General features: G+C 42.0%; 14 protein-coding genes. 10 read left to right on the top strand and 4 right to left on the bottom strand.

What is annotated here, in order from left to right; genetic code table 11:
- Nucleotides 1-31: 31 nt before the first annotated feature.
- The 4 genes from G9Q97_RS11265 to G9Q97_RS11250 are packed head-to-tail and all read left to right on the top strand — an operon-like array spanning nt 32 to nt 4,453.
- On the top strand, nt 32-1,276 hold the full coding sequence (locus G9Q97_RS11265) for a multidrug effflux MFS transporter (RefSeq protein ID WP_166146875.1): 1,245 nt from the start codon (nt 32-34) through the stop codon (nt 1,274-1,276).
- A 59-nt stretch (nt 1,277-1,335) separates the two neighbouring features.
- The gene (locus G9Q97_RS11260) at nt 1,336-2,949 is read left to right on the top strand and encodes an ABC-F family ATP-binding cassette domain-containing protein (protein WP_166146874.1); all 1,614 of its coding nucleotides are present in this window, start codon (nt 1,336-1,338) and stop codon (nt 2,947-2,949) included.
- Nucleotides 2,950-2,998: 49 nt separating this feature from the next.
- The gene (locus G9Q97_RS25290; RefSeq protein ID WP_317168751.1) at nt 2,999-3,244 is read left to right on the top strand and encodes a hypothetical protein; all 246 of its coding nucleotides are present in this window, start codon (nt 2,999-3,001) and stop codon (nt 3,242-3,244) included.
- Between the two features lie 30 nt (nt 3,245-3,274).
- Nucleotides 3,275-4,453: a class I SAM-dependent rRNA methyltransferase gene (locus G9Q97_RS11250; RefSeq protein ID WP_166146873.1), complete on the top strand. Its 1,179-nt coding sequence runs from the start codon at nt 3,275-3,277 to the stop codon at nt 4,451-4,453.
- A gap of 45 nt (nt 4,454-4,498) precedes the next feature.
- Here the strand turns inward: G9Q97_RS11250 and G9Q97_RS11245 are convergent, their stop codons facing one another.
- Both G9Q97_RS11245 and G9Q97_RS11240 read right to left on the bottom strand, forming a co-directional pair.
- Nucleotides 4,499-5,908 carry a Gfo/Idh/MocA family protein gene (locus tag G9Q97_RS11245; protein ID WP_166146872.1) on the bottom strand — a complete coding sequence of 470 codons (1,410 nt, stop codon included), beginning with the start codon at nt 5,906-5,908 and terminating at the stop codon, nt 4,499-4,501.
- 58 nt (nt 5,909-5,966) lie between these two features.
- Complete coding sequence (locus G9Q97_RS11240; RefSeq protein WP_166146871.1) at nt 5,967-7,076, bottom strand: acyltransferase family protein; 1,110 nt, start codon at nt 7,074-7,076, stop codon at nt 5,967-5,969.
- A 209-nt stretch (nt 7,077-7,285) separates the two neighbouring features.
- On the opposite strand from G9Q97_RS11240, the gene G9Q97_RS11235 reads away from it, so the two are divergent.
- A complete protein-coding gene (locus tag G9Q97_RS11235; RefSeq protein ID WP_166146870.1) occupies nt 7,286-8,428 on the top strand; it encodes an amidohydrolase family protein in 1,143 nt (380 codons plus the stop codon).
- Nucleotides 8,429-8,494: 66 nt separating this feature from the next.
- On the opposite strand, the gene G9Q97_RS11230 is transcribed toward G9Q97_RS11235, so the two are convergent.
- Complete coding sequence (locus G9Q97_RS11230; protein WP_166146869.1) at nt 8,495-9,598, bottom strand: SGNH/GDSL hydrolase family protein; 1,104 nt, start codon at nt 9,596-9,598, stop codon at nt 8,495-8,497.
- Nucleotides 9,599-10,056: 458 nt separating this feature from the next.
- On the opposite strand from G9Q97_RS11230, the gene G9Q97_RS11225 reads away from it, so the two are divergent.
- The 5 genes from G9Q97_RS11225 to G9Q97_RS11205 all read left to right on the top strand — a co-directional run bounded on the left by G9Q97_RS11225 (nt 10,057) and on the right by G9Q97_RS11205 (nt 19,759).
- Nucleotides 10,057-11,469 carry a sulfatase-like hydrolase/transferase gene (locus tag G9Q97_RS11225; protein ID WP_246255612.1) on the top strand — a complete coding sequence of 471 codons (1,413 nt, stop codon included), beginning with the start codon at nt 10,057-10,059 and terminating at the stop codon, nt 11,467-11,469.
- A gap of 294 nt (nt 11,470-11,763) precedes the next feature.
- Nucleotides 11,764-13,599 (top strand): glutamine--fructose-6-phosphate transaminase (isomerizing), encoded by a 1,836-nt coding sequence (glmS, locus tag G9Q97_RS11220; protein ID WP_166146868.1) that lies wholly within the window; start codon nt 11,764-11,766, stop codon nt 13,597-13,599.
- Nucleotides 13,600-13,619: 20 nt separating this feature from the next.
- Nucleotides 13,620-15,821, top strand: coding sequence for a DUF4954 family protein (locus G9Q97_RS11215; protein ID WP_166146866.1), 2,202 nt, complete (start codon nt 13,620-13,622; stop codon nt 15,819-15,821).
- 285 nt (nt 15,822-16,106) lie between these two features.
- A complete protein-coding gene (locus G9Q97_RS11210) occupies nt 16,107-18,077 on the top strand; it encodes a hypothetical protein (protein WP_166146864.1) in 1,971 nt (656 codons plus the stop codon).
- Nucleotides 18,078-18,085: 8 nt separating this feature from the next.
- Nucleotides 18,086-19,759: a hypothetical protein gene (locus G9Q97_RS11205; protein WP_246255610.1), complete on the top strand. Its 1,674-nt coding sequence runs from the start codon at nt 18,086-18,088 to the stop codon at nt 19,757-19,759.
- On the opposite strand, the gene G9Q97_RS11200 is transcribed toward G9Q97_RS11205, so the two are convergent.
- Complete coding sequence (locus G9Q97_RS11200; protein ID WP_166146862.1) at nt 19,741-20,991, bottom strand: glycosyltransferase; 1,251 nt, start codon at nt 20,989-20,991, stop codon at nt 19,741-19,743. The two genes, G9Q97_RS11205 and G9Q97_RS11200, sit on opposite strands and share 19 nt — an antisense overlap.
- Between the last annotated feature and the right edge of the window lie 45 nt (nt 20,992-21,036).

Below are 21,036 nucleotides of genomic sequence, written 5' to 3'. Positions count from 1 at the left end.
AACCCTTAAATACGTATTTTTGTATTTTGCTATGAAAGAACAAAAAAATTATTTTATCCTTGTATTGATTTTGGGGGCATTAAGTACCATCAGTCCTTTCTCAGTGGACATGTATCTGCCTGCATTTCCGGCAATTGCTAAAAACCTGCATACCAGTATTTCCAACATTCAACTATCGCTAACTAGCTATCTGATAGGTATCGCCATCGGACAGTTGTTTTATGGCCCATTATTGGATCGGTTTGGAAGAAAAAAGCCGCTCTATGCAGGGCTTTGGATTTACGTCCTGGCATCCATAGGATGTGCTTTTGTATCCTCCTTTGAGGGGCTTATCATCATGCGATTCGTTCAAGCCATTGGCGGTTGTGTGGGAATGGTGGCAGCACAAGCACTGGTTCGGGATTTATTCCCAGTGAATAAAATTGCCCAAACCTTAGCGATGCTGACGTTGGTGATTGCCGTTTCTCCTATGATAGCACCTACCCTGGGTGGGTATATTGCGGCTCATTTCCATTGGAACTGGCTATTTATTTTGTTGGCCATTATATGTACCGGCATCATTATCTCCTGCAAATGGCAACTTCCCGACGGCGCAGAGCCGGACCTGAATCTCTCTCTCCGGCCGGTTCAGGTTTTTAAAAAGTATATTGAAGTTCTTAAAAACAAGCAATTTCTAACCTATATACTTGTCGGTGGAATTGCCGGAGCAGCACCCTTCGCCTACATAGCCGGTTCTTCTGATGTGTTTATCAATATTTATGGGTTAACCGCTACAGAATATGGTTGGCTTTTTGCTTTTCTATCCATTGCCATGATTGGTGCTACCCAACTGAACCACATCCTGTTGAATCACTTCAGCAACCGTACCATCGTTATTACAGCCCTTTCTTACCAATTGGTCATTGGCCTGATCATCATTATCGGTGTGTGGACAGCAGCGTTTAATGTTTGGGTATTGATCGGTATCATGTTTATCTTCCTGACCGGTCATGGGCTGAGTGTTCCCAATGCAGCAGCCATTTCACTGGCTCCCTTCTCTAAAAATGCAGGGAGTGCTTCGGCCATGATGGGTTTTATGCGCATGGCTATAGGAGGTCTGGTTACCGCCATGGTGAGCCTTTTTCACAATGGTACGGCCATGCCTATGGTCTTGTTGATGGCAGGCTGTATATTGGTGGCTGGGATGGTCCTGCTTTTTCACTTTTCAGCTACAGGGGAATTGTACAACTGGAGGAAAAAACAAGCTGCGCGGCCTTTCTGGAGCAAGGGAAAATAGGTGATGCTGGATTATTTTTTTAACTTTGCGCTTTGTTAAAATTTCAGTAGGCAAAGACAATGATTTCAGTAGATAATTTATCCCTCAAATTCGGCAAAAGAACACTGTTCGAAGATGTAAACCTAAAGTTCACCCCAGGTAATTGCTATGGGGTCATCGGTGCCAATGGCGCAGGAAAATCTACATTTTTAAAGATCCTTACCGGAGAAATTGACAGCACTACCGGCATCGTCAATATTACACCCGGGCAAAGAATGGCCGTCCTTTCGCAGGACCACTTTGCCTTTCAGGAGGAGGAAGTTTTGCGAACGGTGATCATGGGGCATAAAAAGCTTTTTGACATCATGACGGAAAAAGATGCCATTTACATGAAAGAGGATTTTACGGAGGAAGATGGTAACAAAGCAGCTACCCTGGAAGCTGATTTCGCAGAAATGGACGGGTGGAATGCCGAAAGTGACGCAGCAGCACTTCTTTCAGGATTGGGGGTGAGTGAAAATCTCCACGGGAAATTAATGAAAGACTTATCCGGGGATCAGAAAGTAAGGGTGCTACTGGCACAGGCTTTATTCGGAAATCCGGATATCCTGATTCTGGACGAACCCACAAACGATCTTGACGCCGAAACCATTGGCTGGCTGGAGGATTTCTTAATCAATTTTAAAAACCTGGTCATTGTGGTTTCCCATGACCGGCATTTTTTAGACCAGGTGGCCACGCATATTGTGGATATAGATTTCGGTAAAATCAACATATATTCCGGAAATTATTCTTTTTGGTATGAATCTTCCCAACTGGCCGCAAAACAAAAAGCGGATCAGAACAAGAAGGCGGAAGAAAAGCGAAAAGAGCTTCAGTCTTTCATTGAGCGCTTTTCCGCAAATGTTGCCAAATCCAAACAAGCGACTGCCAGGAAAAAAATGCTGGAAAAGCTCAATGTGGATGAAATCAAGCCATCCACCCGCAAATACCCGGGCATTATTTTTAAACCCGAAAGGGAGGCCGGAGACCAGCTACTGCTTACCGATCAATTGGAATTGAAAAACGAAGAGAGGGTCTTTTTCAAGGATGTAAACCTGATGGTGGATAAAGGGGACAAAATCGCCTTTCTCTCCAGGACCAAACAGGCTGTTACCAAGTTTTTCCAAACCATCATGGAAGAAATTCCTGTTCAATCCGGAAGTTTTAAATGGGGGGTTACCATTAATAAAGCTTACATGCCCAATGATAATTCTTCTTTTTTCGACTCGGACCTAAAACTGATTGACTGGTTAAGTCAATACAGCGAAAATCAGGAGGAGGCTTATGTAAGAACTTTCCTGGGCAGAATGCTTTTCACAGGTGAAGAGTCTCTGAAAAAAGCATCCGTGCTTTCCGGGGGAGAAAAAGTAAGGTGTATGGTTTCCCGGATGATGCTCCAGAACCCCAACTTTCTGGTTTTGGATGAGCCTACCAATCACCTGGATCTGGAATCCATTCATGCACTTAACAATGCCATGATTGATTTCACGGGAACTTTGTTGTTTTCTTCCTTTGATCATGCTTTCGTACAGTCTGTTGCCAACCGGATTATCGAATTTACACCCAAGGGCACCATTGACAGGCGAATGGATTACGAATCCTACCTGGAAGATCCGGAAATTAAAGCCCTGAGGGATAAGATGTACCATTAATAACCATTACTTGCTGCCCACTGCGATCGTTTGTTACTTATTGGTAACCATGGCTTTAGGCGCATGGTCTTCCCGCTTTGTCAAGAGTTCCGGGGCCTTCATGCTGGCCGGCAAACAACTCCCGCTATATTTAAGTGCCTCGGCTCTTTTTGCCACCTGGTTTGGCTCCGAGACCATTTTTGAATTTATTCCTATACCCGTTCCGCATCATCTGACAGCCCTCGCCGTTAGCATAATGGGCATGATTATCGGTTCCAACCTTTATCCCAGACCACCTGATAACATACTATCCTGAAAAATTACTTAAAACAATAAGGCTCCTATAATGAACTACCCTGAAGTCACCCTGAAAAAGGGAAAAGAGATCTCCATAAAACGAAAGCATCACTGGATTTTTTCAGGTGCCATCGAAAAAAAAACCCTGGATCTGGAGGAAGGAAACCTGGTGAAGGTCCTGGATCACAAAAAGCAGGTTTTGGGCATTGGTTTTTATTCACCAGGCTCCATTATGGTTCGAATGATAACCTTTACCGACAGGGATATTTCAGAAGACTTCTGGATGGAAAAAATTTCAGTTGCATACAAATTAAGAAAGGAGATTTTTTCCTATGGGAACAAAAAGACCAATGCCTACCGGTTGGTACACGGGGAGGGAGACCGCATGCCGGGGTTAATCATTGACAATTACAACGGAAACCTGGTCATTCAGGGTCACCACCCGGGAATTATCAAAGAACTGGACAACATATCAACTGCCTTGAAAAGGGTTTTAGGGAAAGAACTCAAATCCATTTATAACAAAAGTTCTTCGGCAATGCATGGCCAAACTGATCAGGCCGATGGATGGGTCTTTGGTGAAAATCCGGATAACCGGATAGTGGAAAATGATTTTCAATTTGAAATCAACATGGAAAAGGGCCAGAAAACAGGCTTTTTTCTGGATCAAAGGGACAACCGGAATTTGCTCCAGACCTATTGCCGGGGAAAAGTAGTACTCAATACTTTTTGTTATTCTGGCGGGTTTTCTGTGTATGCTATGGGAGCAGGGGCAAGCAGGGTCACCTCCGTTGATATATCTTCAGAGGCCATTGCCCTTTGCCAAAGGAACCTTGAAATCAACGGGTTTGATCCCATTAATAATCCCTCTATTACTGCAGATGTACTTAAATACCTTCAGACTATCGATGACTCCTATGAAGTAATTATACTTGACCCGCCTGCTTTTGCCAAAAACAGGCGCTCCCGCCACAATGCGGTACAAGCTTACAAAAGATTGAATGCCCTGGCACTGAAAAAAATAAAGCCCGGAGGTATACTGTTTACTTTTTCCTGCTCTCAGGTAATTGACCGGGAATTGTTTCACCATACGGTAACAGCTGCAGCGCTGGAATCAGGAAGAAATACCCAAATCCTGCATCAGGTGTCCCAAGGGGCAGATCACCCTGTAAATGTATTTCATCAGGAGACTTCCTACCTGAAAGGTTTGGTTTTGTATGTAGATTAAAAAAGGCGGCAGGGAGTTAGACCCCTGCCGCCTTTTTTATTCCAATCAGGCATTCACACCTGTGGTGCCGCCCCCCTTAAGGGTAAGTTCCACCGGTTCGTTTGTTTCCCATGCTCCTGCCGTAAAGTCCGGAATATCGATTGAATTGGATCGGTTGGCCACCGACCACTCGCTCAATGGGGTAATGGAACTCCAGAGTGCTGCATCGTAAACATCCTGATCCAATGGCAGGCCGTTTCGAAGGCAGTCAATCAATCGCCAGTCCATCATAAAATCCATACCGCCATGACCGCCGATTTTTTTGGCCATTTCTCCCACTTTTTTGACGATTTCCGGAGTGTATTTTTCTTCCAGTTCTTTTACTTCCTCATCCTTCATCCAGCCATGACCAGTAGAAATACCCGGTACAGGCCATTTTCTGGCCATTCCTTTAGTGCCACTTATAAGGTGGATTCTGGAATAGGGCCTGGGAGAACTGACATCATGCTGAATCATTATGGATTTACCCTTTTTGGTTTTGACCAATGTGGTATTCATGTTTCCCCGAAAATTCTTGGTCGCAAAAGATGCAAAGAAATTATCCTCTGCCGCCAATTGCTCCGCACGGGCTTTCATGTGAAAATCATTGCTGGATAAGGATGTCAGGTAATCCATTTGGTCTCCCCGATTGATATTCATGATTTGACATACGGGACCTAAACCATGAGTGGGGTAAATATTACCATTACGGTAGTTTTCCTTCAACCTCCACATGTCCTGATAGCCGGTATCCTTTTGAAAATTCAAATCCAATAGGTCGTGTATATAGGCTCCTTCTCCATGGATGATATCACCAAAAAACCCATCTCTGGCCATGTTTAAAGTCATTAGCTCAAAAAAATCATAGCAACAGTTTTCCAATTGCATGCAGTGCTTTTTGGTCCGCTCAGACGTTTCCACCAATTGCCAGCATTCTTCAAGGGAAATCGCAATGGGTACCTCAGAAACGGCATGTTTGCCTGCTTCCATTGCATATACCGCCATAGGAGTATGCCATTCCCAGGGTGTGGCAATGTATATGAGGTCCAGATCATCCCTGTCCACCATTTTCTTCCAGGCAAAGGTAGATCCGCTATAGGTCTCCGGCTTGTGCGAAGTTCCCTCCAGACTTTTCATCACCTTATCCACCATTTCTGGCCTTAAGTCACACAAAGCTTTGATCTCAACTCCCTGAATTTTACTCAAGCGATTAACAGCCCCAGGCCCTCTCATTCCCAGACCAATAACCCCTACCCTAACTACATCCAGTTTGGGGGCTGAAAAACCTGACATATTGAACCTTTGGACATATTGTTTTTTACTTTGAACAAGCACTTTTTCCTGTTCTTCCCGGGAAAGTCCTGTAAAACCAGTTCCCATCATCCCTATTCCGGCAAGGCCGGATAGTTTTAAAAACTCTCTTCTTTTATTACTCATATTTATTCAGTTTAATTGTTAATCGTTTCAATTGCATGTTTTTTTGTCAGGCATTATTCTAAATTTTAAAAAACAGCTTTTTTCTATATAGAAAATAGCAAAGGTACCACATGATTGCCAATGTAAATACGGCGTTAATTAATTCCAATACATTTTCCTGCAAGCCAATTGCACCCAAAATCCCATAATTGAAAATTCTTACAAAACCGGTCAACCAGTCATGTCCCAAAATCTGGGCAAACAGGTAAATAAATATCGGGTTCATGCCTACAATTACAAAAAAGAATGTCCAACCTTTAACTTTTTTTACATCAATCAGCCAATAAAAAAACGCCAGGGCCAAAATGGCCCAGCCTCCGGAAGCAAATACAAAGGCACTGGTACTTATCCTCTTAATGATTGGCGTGATGCCCGTCCAGTCCAAACCGTATCCAATAAGCAATGCCGACATGCCTGCCAAAACAAAATATTTGATTATTTTTTTGGAAGAAGATTGATGTAACAATAAAGCATTACCGCACATCGCCCCCCATAGGGTATGAGCGGCAGTAGGAATGCAATTGATGGCCACCCAACCACCTCCACTTAACTTCCCCATCAGGAGAAGGTCTGTAAAAGATCCAAAATTTTCTCCTTTCACAAAAGGTGAAGCCGGATCATATAAGCGGTACATGATCTCCGTCAATACCAACAGCCCTATGGAAATGGCCAGTTGAATTTTAAATGGCTGCCGGATCAAAAAATACGTCAGTAGTATGGTGAAAGACAGTTGGGTAAGTACATTCCAAAGCTCAAAAACCATGGCATCCGCATAAACGCAATGCAAACCTGTCCCAAATAAAAACAATAGCAGGCAACGTTTTACTATATGGCGGGTCACCTTGCTTCTATCCCCTTGTTTGGACAATCTCTTATTTAAAGAAAAGGGCATGGCCACCCCAACTATAAACATGAAAAAAGGCTGAATCAAGTCCCAAAACCGAAGCCCGTTCCAGGGATGGTGGGTAAACTGGAGAAAAAACAGAAACCCCAGGCTCCCTTCAGAAAACAGGTCAAGTAAGGCACGGTATATCAACGCGGATTCCGCCACCAAAAGAAACATGGTAATCCCCCTGTAAGCATCCAGAGAACCAAGCCTTTGGTCAATTAATTTTGGGCTTGAAGCCATATTCAAGATAAATAAATGCTTTTATGATCAAATATATGGAAAGATGATTGTCAAAGATAGCTTTTCAATAACCTGCTTCAAACAGTATTTTATAAAAATATTATGAATGGTAAAGAGATTAATTTAAAATATTTCTGTAATTTTCTTATTCTTAATTCCCTGATTTCCGAAAACATTCCAGTCTTTGACCAATAAACAGCATCTTGATAATGCAAAGCATCCTAATAGTAACCCGCCATTCCTTTCTCCTTCCTATTTTGATCTTCTGTTTTCTGGTCTGCACCGGATGCAATGAAGAAGTACAAACCCCGGAAAAAGAAGTATCTGCGGAAGAAAATGTGAATTCCCTACTATTGAAGGATTACAAACCTGAATCCCTTTACCAAAGCAATGGTCCCGCTGTCGAAAAGGCTGCTTTTCCTGTCATAGATATGCATGCCCACCCCTATGCTAAATCAGAAGCAGCATTGGATGAATGGGTAACAATCATGGACAAGGTAGGCATAGAAAAAACGATTATCCAGAGTTATCAGACGGGTGCTGCATTTGACTCACTTGTAGCTGTTTACAACAAATATCCTGATCGTTTTATACTCTATTGTGGCTTCGATTATTCAGGGTTTGAAGAAGACGATTTTGGGGATGCTGCTATAAAAGAACTTGAAAGGTGCTTTTCGGTCGGGGCAAAAGGCGTCGGGGAATTGGGAGATAAAGGTAAAGGCTTGTTTTATTCCAAACCAACCAAAGCTTTTGGCATGCACATCAACGATCCGAAAATGAAACCCTTGCTGGAAAAATGTGCGGAACTGGGCATGCCTGTAAGTATTCACGTGGCTGAGCCAATTTGGATGTACCAGCCAATGGATGCCAGAAATGATGGGTTGATGAATGCATTCAAATGGCGGCTTGATGACCAAAAAGGGATCGTTGATCATGGAGGAATGATCGCTATTTTAGAAGAAGCAATTGCCCAAAACCCGAAAACGACATTTATTGCCTGCCATTACGCCAATAGCAGCTATGATTTGGGTATCCTTGGCAATCTTTTTGACAAGTATCCCAATCTGTATGCTGATAACAGTGCGCGGTATGCCGAAACAGCAACTATTCCAAGAACGGTAAAAAAGTTTTATACCCAATTTGCAGATCGGTTGGTGTACGGCACCGATATGGGGATCAGCGAAGAAATGTACCGTACTACACTAAGAATTCTGGAGACAGCAGATGAGCATTTCTATGACAGAAACATTTCCTCCTACCAATGGGCCATGAACGGATATGACCTTCCCACAGATGTATTGGAAAAGGTTTACCGAGGTAATGCCCTGAAAATTTTAAACCTCGAACCTTAAAGGGATCTCTTTTTTAATAGTAATTGAAATGGGCACATTGGAATTATTGTGATTTTTTTTCTGACATTACTTGTTTAAAATTTCTTTAATCAGGGCAGTGTATCCCCTTGCATATTGGTCCATTCCCAGATCAGACGGATGAGTTCCATCCACAGTAGCATCCATGCTCAATCCAATTCCATCCCTGCTCAAATAATAAAGCCCTTCGACACCTCCGTCCATCAACTGTTCGTAGGCTTGTCTCGACCAAAGATTTCTAAGTTGATAGGCTTCTTCCCTATCTTTATTAATCAGTTCATCGGTGTAGCCTGCATGTTCGACCAAAAGGATGGGAGTATCGGGTCTTTTTTCCTTTAGATAATTTACAGCAGAAACAATTCTCTCTTTTACTACCTTTTCATCAAAGGAATCACGCACCAAATTCGGCAAGCAATCCAATACATAGATGCTGCTTTCTATTTTACCCAAATAGGTTATCAATGGATCTTCCAATTGACCATTTCCCGAAAAACCCAAATTGATAAGGGGAAGGTTTAGATTCCTTTCCAAAATAGCTGTCCAGGCCATACCTGGTCTGGATGCGCAGGCTCCCTGTGCTATGGAAGTACCATAAACCACCAGGGGCAATTCAGTTGGGTCATCCAAAATAAAGTCAAATTCAGCATCATCAGGAAGACCAATTTCCAAAAATAAAACCTCGTTATACAAGGGCAAATAGAGATCAAAATTTCTGTTGCCCTTGAAATCAGCTACAATTGGAAATTCATATTTAATGGTGTCGGCAAAAGAATAGTTTCCTTTTACCCAAATCCATTGGCCTGCATCGGATTTAGTATACAAATCCAAACCACTAACGCCAGTTGCTGGCATATGGGGCATACCATGAGCTCGGGAAACGGTATACCTGATGGTGATTTTTTTCGCATCGGTGGTAAATTTCAATTTAAGGCCGGCTGAGTGCCTGGAAAGCCCCCAAACTGCTCCCCTAACCTCATCCTCCATTGATTCAGGTAATCTGGAAAAAGCTGTCGCTCCCTCCCCCTGCCCGTGAACGATATTTGCATTCCCAGATTTAAGTGGGTTGAACCAATTCAAATGCTCCTGTCCAAACGAAGCGAATAAGGGACTTACCAATAGAACAAACGTGTAACAAATAGACCTTATTTTCATTGAGCTAATATTATTAAATACACAATTGGGTTAAAATTTAAAATAAAAAGAGGAAAAGCCCATATTTAATCAGGTAGAATTTCCAGACCTTCACCAATATTCACAAGGGACTTGCGGGAAATTCAAAATCAAAGGCTTACCAAATGTGGTAATAGACCGGGACTCCATTCCTCGCATACCCAAAATTTTATTTTCTGCCAGTGATTTCTTTTTTATAAAAAGCTTATATTTAAATTTCGGCTACAGGTTCAATAGTTCAAAACTTGAAATCAAATGAAAATATCCTAACAGGCAATGTTAGGACAGATATCCGGGAAGCTAATAACCTTTAAGTCAGTATTAATCATTATTCCAAGGAAGCAATACCCTCATTCTGTTTCAAATCTGGTAGTAAGATTAATCAATTGGTTTGCATTACCCAAATTAAAAATATTTACAAAAAAATCTATTTCTTCCAAATGTTAAAATCACACAATACAATAAAAGCAGGACACCAAATGATGCAGGTAATTTTTACTTTTTTCGTTCTAATCGTAACCCTTTCGAACAATCTACATGCCCAGGATAAGCCAAATGTGCTGGTAATTTTAACGGATGATCAGGGATATAAGGATTTGGGAAGTTATGGTGCTACAGATATACAAACACCAAATTTGGATTTAATTGCGGAAAAAGGAGTAAAATTCACTCAATTTTACGCGGGAGCACCCGTTTGTTCCCCTTCACGGGCATCTTTGTTAACCGGTAAATACAATTTTAATGCCGGACTTTTTGGAAATGTTGCCCCTCCGCATCGGGATCCGGAAGGGCGCTCAGGGCTGCCAACATCCGAAATCACCATGGCAGAGGTATTTAAAAAAAATGGCTACCGAACCGGCCTTATCGGAAAATGGCATTTGGGACATACTCCTGAAAAGCTTCCCAATGGGCAAGGTTTTGATTATTTTTTCGGCCATCAGAGGGGTTGCATCGACAATTTCTCACACTTCTTTTATTGGAATGGACCCAATTTGCACGATCTTTACCAAAACGAAAAGGAAATCTACAGACCCGGACAGTTTTTTGGAGACCTGATGGTTTCCGAATTATTAGGTTTCATAAAACAAAAAGACCCAAAACCATTTTTTGCATTTTGGACGATCAATATGCCCCATTATCCTTATCAGGGTGATCCCAAATGGCTGGAGGAATATTCAGGACTGGAAAGTCCCCGGAAGGAGTATGCTGCTTTCGTTTCTACCATTGATGGGCTGGTTGGTGAAGTGTATGCGTATCTGGCCGCTTCCGGGAAATTGGAAAACACCATTATTGTTTTCCAGTCTGATCATGGACACAGTGTAGAAGAAAGGGCCTTTTTTGGCGGCGGAGATTCAGGGGTTTTTAATGGAGCCAAGTTCAGCATGTTGGAAGGAGGAATCCGCGTTCCGGCGATCATCAGTTATCCTGCCAAGCTACCGCAAAATGTAATCCGTGAACAGTGGGCAAATAGTGTGGATTGGTTGCCAACATTGGCAGAAATGGTCCAAATCCCCCTGGAAAACGAAGAACAGATTGATGGAAAAAATTTATTGCCCCTTATTTTGAATCAGGAGCTTTCCAGTCCCCATGAAATTATGTATTGGGCGACTGGGTTCCCGGATAATGAAAATCATTCCTGGGCGGTAAGAAAAGGCCCATGGAAATTATTGGGCAACCCACATGATCCTACAGGAAAACTAAGCTTTGATGAATCCGATAAACTCTATTTGGTGAACCTTGATTTCGATGTAACAGAGGCAAATAACCTTTCCGAAAAAAATCCTGCAAAATTAGAGGAATTGCAGCAGCTCTATAGAAATTGGGTAAACCCCTTTTTATCGGGAAATAGGTAAAATATTTTTAATATAATAATAATAAATACTTTCAGCATGCCTCCAGTGATTCTTAAAGGAAAATCATCAATTTACTCTGCAAGATCAATTTTAGAGATTCGACGACTTAAATTCTTAAACTTTTAAATTAACTTTTATCCAAACCATAAAAATTAGTTTTTTCTCCATTACTTTTCTATTTTTTTTAAATAAGGTCGACAAATCATGCATTTGTATTTGTTACTTTTTATTTATTAAATTTCGCAATTACATACACCGAAATACTTTTATAAAATAATATTTTGATATTTTCATATGTGTGGTATCGTTGCATACATTGGTTCCCGAGAAGCTTATCCAATCATTCTAAAAGGTCTTCAGAGACTGGAATACCGGGGTTATGATAGTGCCGGAGTAGCACTACTGGATAAAAAATTGGAAATTTATAAAAAGAAGGGAAAGGTCGCCGAACTTGAAGCTTCCCTGGTAGGAAAAAACCTTCATGCGCAGGCAGGTATAGGACATACCCGATGGGCAACACATGGGGAGCCTTCAGACAGAAATGCGCACCCTCACCGTTCTTCTTCAGGTAAGCTGGCAATGGTACATAACGGGATCATTGAAAATTTTGCCCCTATTAAAAAAGAACTGATCAGTAAGGGCTATGTTTTTGAAAGTGATACCGATACCGAGGTACTACTGCATTTTATAGAGGACATCTACAAACATGATGCAAAAAACCTGGAAGAAGCTGTTAGGATTGCCTTAAAGCGCATTGTAGGTGCCTATGTAATTATTTTGCTCGACCAGGACCACCCAGATACCTTGATTGCTGCAAGAAAGGGCAGTCCCTTGGTGATCGGAATTGGCAAAAATGAGCATTTCTTAGCCTCTGATGCTTCTCCTATTATCGAGTACACCAAGGAGGTCGTCTATATAAATGACTATGAAATGGCCATCGTAAAACCGGATGAACTTATATTGAAAAATCCAGGAAACGAGCGCATTACTCCCTTTATTACCAAACTGGACATGGAATTGGCGGCCATTGAAAAAGGGGGCTATGACCATTTCATGTTAAAAGAAATATTCGAGCAGCCTACCGCTGTATTTGATTGTCTTCGGGGAAGATTAGACCCCAAAGCCGGAACCATTAGAATGGGAGGAATAGACAAGCACCTGGACCTGTTGAAGGAGGCCAAACGGATTATTCTGGTGGGTTGCGGCACTTCCTGGCATGCAGGGCTTTTGGCAGAGTATGTTTTTGAGGAGCTTTGCAGAATCCCCGTTGAAGTCGAATATGCTTCGGAATTCAGGTACCGAAACCCGGTGATACACCCAGGGGACGTAATCATTGCCATTTCTCAAAGTGGGGAAACTGCCGATACCCTGGTTGCACTTGAAAATGCAAAAAAACAAGGAGCTTTTATTTTTGGGGTGGTAAACGTGGTAGGATCAAGTATTGCGAGACTTTCTCAGGCAGGTGCCTACACACATGCCGGACCGGAAATCGGCGTAGCATCCACTAAAGCTTTTACAGCCCAGTTGACAGTGCTGTATCTCATCGCCATGAAATTGGGCTTTGCCAAGAGTGCGATAACCAAAGAACGGTACCTTCATTTGATCAATGAATTGGCTTTAATTCCGGAAAAAATTAATGAGGTACTGAGAAAGGCTGATGAAATAAAAATCCTGGCAGAAAAATACAAAGATGCCAGAGATTTTCTTTTTCTAGGCAGGGGTTACAATTTCCCCATCGCATTGGAGGGGGCATTAAAGCTAAAGGAAATCAGCTATATCCATGCCGAAGGCTATCCTGCCGCGGAAATGAAACACGGTCCGATAGCATTGGTAGAGGAAGGCCTTCCCATCGTATTTGTTGCCACTAAAGATGCCTACCATGAAAAACTGGTCAGCAATGCGCAGGAAATAAAAGCCAGAAAAGGTAAAGTTTTGGCCATCATCACCGAAAATGACACGATATTCCATGAGATAGCTGATGAAACCATAGCTGTACCTGCTGCTGATGAAATCCTGGCCCCCCTATTGAGTGTAGTCCCCTTGCAATTATTGGCCTATTACACCGGTTTGGCCAAAGGCCTGGATGTGGATAAACCCAGAAACCTGGCCAAATCCGTCACTGTTGAATAACTTAAATCGGAAATGCAGCCATGAATAAAATTACCCGGCATCCCCTATCCGCCTTAGGCTATCAGTTTATTGATCAACGATTCTTACCGAAAGGAAAAGACGAATACTATTTAAGAAACAGGCAAAACAGATCAGAAACCAACTTTAGAAACCTCAACGCCCAGGAAATTGAATTACTGGTCCGAAACCGAAACCAATCGGATGATTGGAACAAAATTCTGGTTGCTGATGCATTTAACCCCGATCTGGTAAAGAATTGTAAATTCTTTGGCCTTGTCCGAATTGGGAAATTGGAACCATGTTTCCTGGAATACCATAACCTCCGGATGCCAGTTGGTATTTACAACAGCAATATCATCAGCTGTGATATCGGGGATAATGTTGTCATTGATAATGTCCGCTACCTTTCGCATTATATCCTCGGCAATGAAGTGGTTTTGGTGAATGTCAATGAAATGGCAACAACAAGCCATGCCAAATTTGGTAATGGTATCGTAAAGGAGGGTGAATCAGAAGATGTCAGGATATGGCTGGAGCTTTGTAATGAAAACGGAGGCAGAAGAGTGGCCCCCTTCAGTGGAATGTTGCCTGGGGATGCCTGGCTTTGGTCCAGGTACCGTGCAGACTTGGAATTGCAAAATCAATTTCTTGCCTTTACCCAAAAAGCCTTTGACCATAAAAGGGGGTATTATGGAAAAGTGGGAGACCGCTGTATTATCAAAAACACACTGATTATCAAAGATGTGTGGATTGGTTCTGATGCCTATATCAAAGGAGCCAACAAACTGAAAAACCTGACCATCCACTCCACTCCCGATTCTGGTACCCAAATTGGCGAGGGCTGCGAATTGGTAAACGGTATTGTCAGCGAAGGCTGCACGGTCTTTTATGGTGTTAAGGCCGTCAGGTTTTTAATGGCCTCCCACTCTCAATTGAAGTACGGCGCTCGTTTGATCAACAGTTACCTGGGCTCCAATGCCACCATTTCCTGTTGTGAAGTATTGAATTCGCTGATTTTTCCGGCCCATGAGCAACACCACAATAATTCCTTCCTTTGTGCGGCATTGATTCAGGGCCAAAGCAACATGGCTGCGGGGGCGACAGTGGGTTCTAACCATAACTCCAGAGGAGCTGATGGGGAACTTATCGCAGGAAGAGGATTTTGGCCGGGATTGTGTGTCAGCCTGAAGCACAATTCGCGATTTGCGACTTTCAATCTGATCACCAAGGGAGATTACCCGGCAGAAATGGACATTCCCCTGCCATTTTCACTGATGAGCAATGATGTGCACAGGGATGAATTGATTGTAATGCCTGCCTACTGGTTTCAATATAACATGTATGCGCTGGCAAGAAACGCATGGAAATACAAAGATCGGGACAAGCGGATCGACCAAATACAAAAATTGGAGTTTCATTTTTTAGGCCCCGACAGCATGATGGAAGTGCTACTTGGTATTTCTATACTTGAGGATTTGTGCGGGCAATCTTATTTCAGGCAATATCCACCAGATAAAGCGCCTACCAATGAATCGATTCGAAAAAAAGGAAGAGAATTATTGATCACGGAAGATCCAGTGGTTGATCGGCTAAATATTTTTGCCAAGGGATGGGAAAACAGCAGCAGAAAGGTGCGGATTATCAAAGTAACGAGTGCCTATAGGATCTACAGCAAACTGCTTCAATATTATCCCGTCCATTGCCTGCTTGAATACAGGAACCAAGGGCAATACCCAAATTTCAGCGATATTTTGGCTTTATTATCCAAAAGCAGAGCTCCCGAAACATGGGTAAACATGGGTGGACAAATGATCCAGCAAACCGATCTGGATAAACTTGTGTCCGCAATAAAGAAAGGAGAAATCAGCAGCTGGTCAAAATTGCACAAATCCTATCAAAAACTGGGACAGGAATATGGGAAACTAAAGACCCTACATGCCTTTTCATTGTTTCTTAATTATGATGGATCCAAAGATTTTACCATTGATCACCTGAAAAAATTACTCGTTTCAGCTAAATCCTTTAGGTCTTGGCTGTCTGAACAAACCCTGGTATCCAGAAAAAAGGACTATGACAACAAATTCAGAAACATGGTCTACAATGATCTTGAGGAAAGAGATATAGTATTGGGAGCTCTTGATGACAATAGTTTCATCGCCGCTGACCGGGAAGACTGCCACACTTTTAATGAACACATTGACACCTGGCTGACCTCTCTATAAACTAATAAACCCATGGTGATTCCTGGGTTTTGGGAAGTCTTCATTTCTTTTTCATAAAACAGATAATACTAAGGATTTTCCATTTTGGATGCAATAAAAGTGAAAAAGTATGTGTCAATTTGTGGCTGCACCAATAAAAATCACCTAAAATAATTGATGGAAGAGAATCCTTAAGAAGAATTTGTTTTTAACCCTTTTTGGACCAAATCCCCAATGATTTTTTATTTGATCAAATTATGCTAAATTAAGGTGTTTTGGATGGTGGTTTAAATAAAACAGATAGTTATGCCTGAAAAATACGCATTAACCTTAACGCTTACTTTGGTATTTCATTTAATGCTATATGCTGCCGGTAATACACAGCCATGCCCGGAGTCGTTCATTACCAGTGGTATGCCTGCCAACTATGTGGAAATAATTTCTCCTGAAAAAACAGTTAAGATTCCTCTTAATCAAGTCAGGGTTTTTCCAGGGGGAAAAGAGCGGATATATATTTTATTACCGGATATATTGACATCGCTATCAACCCCCATCATCCGTTGGAATGAATTGGTGCTTAAAAAACCGTTGAATTCCGATGAAAACTGGGCAGGAACCATTGACAGGAAAAGTTTTTACCCTACCCCTTGTATTCCTTTATTGAAAGACGGAAACTTTTCCTCTGCGGAATCAAATGAAGGGTTCACTTACGAAACAACTAATAATAAAGTAAGTGTGAAGGGAAATATTTCCTTTGCTCAAACTTCAGGAATACAACTGGTAATTCACTTGAATATCGATCAGCAGGATATTCCAATGCCATTGATAAATGATCTTGACGGTCAAATTTTCACCAGAGATGGAGCCATTCCTATTTCATCAGGAGAAATTAGTTATATACCCACCTCCAAAGTTTTAAAAGGTTCCGGATTGGCTGAAGGTACTGTCTTGAACCAAAGTTTCGAATTTATAATTCCTGATTATCGGGGACAACCTGGAATATTTACTGTCAATGAGGGGGACAACCGGCAGGATGTTTTTTATATTTATAAAATTGACGGAATGCCTGAGGAAAACCTGACCATTAACAAATATGCATTAAAACCGGAAAACCTGGTAACCAAATCATTTTTTAATATCAACCCATTTGACATGGATTTATTGAATCTCGATGAATTGATTCCGGTCGCAAACTACCATAGCCAGTCAATATTGATTGATCCCAAACCCTCCCCTACCCTTTTACCTTTGACGAATAATGCTTTTGAAGGTAATTCACCAACTTTTGAACAATTGGTGAATTTGAGTTTACCTGTGTCATTGGGTCAAGTACCCTGGGAAAAAAACTTTACTTTTTCATTCGAAAACTTACCCATTTGGAATATTGATTTTCAGGAAGAAAACGGGAGTGGCGGTTTGAAAAAGATCGCTGTCAGGTATAAACCTCCCGGAAATCTTGATGAACAGCCAGCATTTGCAGAGAGACTCACCTACAAGCAAGTAGAGCAAATAAATGCTGGTTTTATGGAAATATTTAAATCTTTTGATGAAACCAGCGATACGGTAAAACTCAAGACCGGGATTTTACAATTATTTGAAAACAACAATCTAAAAACAGAGGCAAAGATCTCAGACAATTTTGAGCCATTTTTAGTCTCTACCATTAGTGGTTTTCGGGAGGCGGAAAAATATGCCCTTTCTTCAGGATCTGGAGATTTTAGCCCTTCTATGAATACTGAGGGGCTGGAATTACTTCCTGTTGAATTAATTCTGAAAAACGAAAATGAATTTCCGGAATCCAGGTCTTTTGATTTCCATAACACAGCCATATCAATAGCCTATGAAGACGACAGCATCGCCATTACTGCCTCAAATGAATCACAGGGACTGCAAAAATCAATGGTACCCAATTCAGGCTTGTTTGATATTTATCAATTTTATGGTACGCTGAGCCAACTTCCCCTGGAAGATGGGTATAAAACTGATATGGCTTTTTTTGATGTAAGCCCTAAAATGGTACTGAATATTGGACAGGATTCAAATCAGGAAAGGCTTCTTATCAAACCTGTTTACATACATGCCTCCGTTGAGGTTCAGGAAAGCCTGACCTACCAGGGCCAGGCGGCATATAAACTTAAAGTTCAATTCAATGGCTTGAACAACCCTTTATTTGCCGAAAGCTATGAAGAAGATTTCACGGGCACCTATTTTGTAAGCCAAACGTCTCCACATCAAATTATCAGGGCCTCCTTTGAAGAAGGTTTGGTCCTTCAATAGCCCATAAAATGAAAAATGATTTAGATTCAACTTCACTCCATCAATTGTTATTCCTCATCATCCTTGCTGTAGGTATGTGTATGAGTGCTTGTAAAGAGAAAATTCCTTCCCCTACAGAAGAAGAAGTGTCTCAGGCCATGGAGAATGGATATCTGGCACATGAAGGGTATAGCCGTTCCTTGAAATTTGTTGATGATTGGCTCAAACATGCTGATCCTGAAACCGGTCTTATACCCCGGAACCTGGGTGATAGCAAAGACATTTGGAATGCTAAAGATGCAGCGGCAGACAATTATCCATTTATGGTATTGACAGCAGCCATTTTGGACAGCAACCTGTACCAGGGTAAAATGATGCTAATCCTTGAAAAGGAAAAAAATCTAACCAATAGACTGGACCAGCTACCCGACACTTACTCTTTTTCAAAACAAGGATTTGAACAAGAAATCCTGAACAAAGATGAAATCATATTTGGGGCATCAGAATATGTAAAAGACGGATTATTGCCTCTGACAGAATACATTGGGCAAACGGCCTGGTCAGAAAGGATGATCGAGCTGGTGGATGACATTTGGAAGCATGCCGAATATGAATCACCATATGGGTTACTCCCCTCCTTGAATGTGGAAGTAAACGGGGAATTGTTACAGGTTCTTTCCCGGGTCTACTGGATGACTGGAGAAAAAAAATACCTTGATTGGGCCATCCGTCTTGGTGATTATTATTTGCTGGGTGAGCAGCACCCTACAGATGACTTTGAAGTGTTACGCCTCCGGGATCATGGATGCGAGATTGTTTCAGGTTTATGTGAATTGTACATTACTACTGCTTTTGCTGCAAAAGATAAGAAATCAGCTTATCAGGATGCCATATACCGTATGTTGGATCGCATATTGGAAGTAGGCACCAATGGCCACGGCCTTTTTTATAATCAAGTAAACCCCCAAACCGGAGAAATCCTGGATGAAGGTATTGCAGATACCTTTGGATATACCCTCAATGCCTATTATGGGGTTTATTTGTTGGACCAACATGAGGCTTACAGAAATGCAGTTTTGACAGCATTGGCCAATTTGGATCAATACGAATATTATGATTGGGAAAGAGGCAGTGCGGATGGATATGCAGATGCTATTGAATCTGCCCTCAACCTATATAATCGGGAAAAAAGCAGTGCAACTGCCAATTGGATCGATACCCAAACCCAACACATGTGGTCCCTCCAGGATTCTGCTCACAGAAGTGGGACCACAGCATATCAGGGAAATGGAATCATTGAGGGTTGGCATGGAGATGGGAACTTTGCCAGGACCACGCTGATGTATTGTCTCTGGAAAAGCCAGGGCCTGACCGCCAGGCCATGGTCCAGGCAATTATATATGGGTGCCATTCCAAAAGAAAATGGGTTACTTATTACCCTGTTAACTGAGGAACCCTGGAAAGGTAAAATCAATTTTGATGTACCCAGACACCAAGAGATTTTCCGATTGCCTTTGGACTATCCCAGAATCAATCAATTCCCTGAATGGTTTACCATTTCCCCGGATAAAAAATACCAGGTAAACTTCCCTTCAGGAGAAACCAGGCAAACCTATACGGGTAAGGAGTTGTTAGAAGGGCTTGAGATTGATTTGGAAGAAAACCAGCAGGTTTCCTTGCTGATTTACCCACTGGAAAAGTGAAAACTGTCCAGCGCTCTGAAGCCTTCCAGTAAATCTGTTAATTCACTTTTTTGGGGATGTCCTGAAAGAAGAAATAGCAGTTCTTTGCCCGCAGTTTTAACGGGTAAATTGGGGAAATACCTGTCTCTGAGATAATGCGTCAGCTTGAGTACCATGAAGCCATCCATCCATTGCCAAAATCTTTTGAAAAAGGCGGCTTTACTACTGGATTGTCTCCTTATTTCTTCAACCTGACTTTCAAAATTCACTTCTTTCAAAAACTCATGGATGGGATTGGGTAGGTCTAACTCTTCGGCCTTTTGCGAATAAAATAAAGGAACCTGAATAAAAAATGATCTCATACAGCGATAAATATCAGGATGATAGGTAACTTTTTCCGGATTTGAAGCTGCCAAATATTCCAGTTGAGCTCGGCCTGTCCCAAAGGGTACCCGGTCGGATATCCGACAGGAGGGATAAACCGTACCTGACAAGTAGGTAAACCCATTTACAGGAAGTAGCTTGTGCATAAAGTAAAAATCCTCTCCTGCCTTTCTCCTATTCATGCCCCCCGACCTGGCATAAGCAGATGCTTTTACGGCCATACAGGAACCCACTGTGTGGCAGGCAAAGGGATACCCGGCCCATTTCAATCCCTGAATATAACAGCGGAGATGAAGTTCATATTGAATGATTCCCAACTGTAACTGTTGGTCAGTTTCCAGTCGATAAGGATGGTCAAATTGGAAATGGGCCAATTTGATGGCCGGATCACTGAAACCTCTTTGGGCAGCCTGAAAATAATCAGGAGAAACTTCACAGTCGGCATCCAAACACAGAATAGGCCCATCCTTTCCCAGCATTCCCCAACGCCTCAGGGCCTCATCCATGCCTATTTTCCTCGCCCATCCTGCTCCTGCTTTATTGGCTGCAAGCTTTTCCTCTCGTATGACTTTGATCTGTAAAACTCCCTGCTTGTGCTGGTCTTTCCAGGATTCTATTTGGTCTACTGTTTTTTGATTTGCCTCCAGAACAGATTGACTTGACGTGGCAGCAGCATTGATTACAATGATGACTTCTACGGTGCCCTTCGGGCGTTTACATTGGTGCAAAGAGTTTAAGGTATCACGAATATCTGGTTCATTAAAGGAGGGTATGACGACTATCAGGCACAGGTCCATAGCAGGTACATCCTGGAAAAAGGGTGGTTTTACCTGAAATCTCTGGGTGTAGGTTTGGATTATTTCCTGCATGGATTTTGTCGGGTTGGGTATAGTTCAGGGACTACAAAAATGAAA

It is taken from the genome of Cyclobacterium plantarum, from assembly GCF_011290685.1.
In the GTDB taxonomy this organism is placed as follows: Bacteria; Bacteroidota; Bacteroidia; order Cytophagales; family Cyclobacteriaceae; genus Cyclobacterium; species Cyclobacterium plantarum.
Note: the sequence above shows the minus strand (reverse complement) of the source record. Positions and strands in the feature narration are given on the sequence as shown.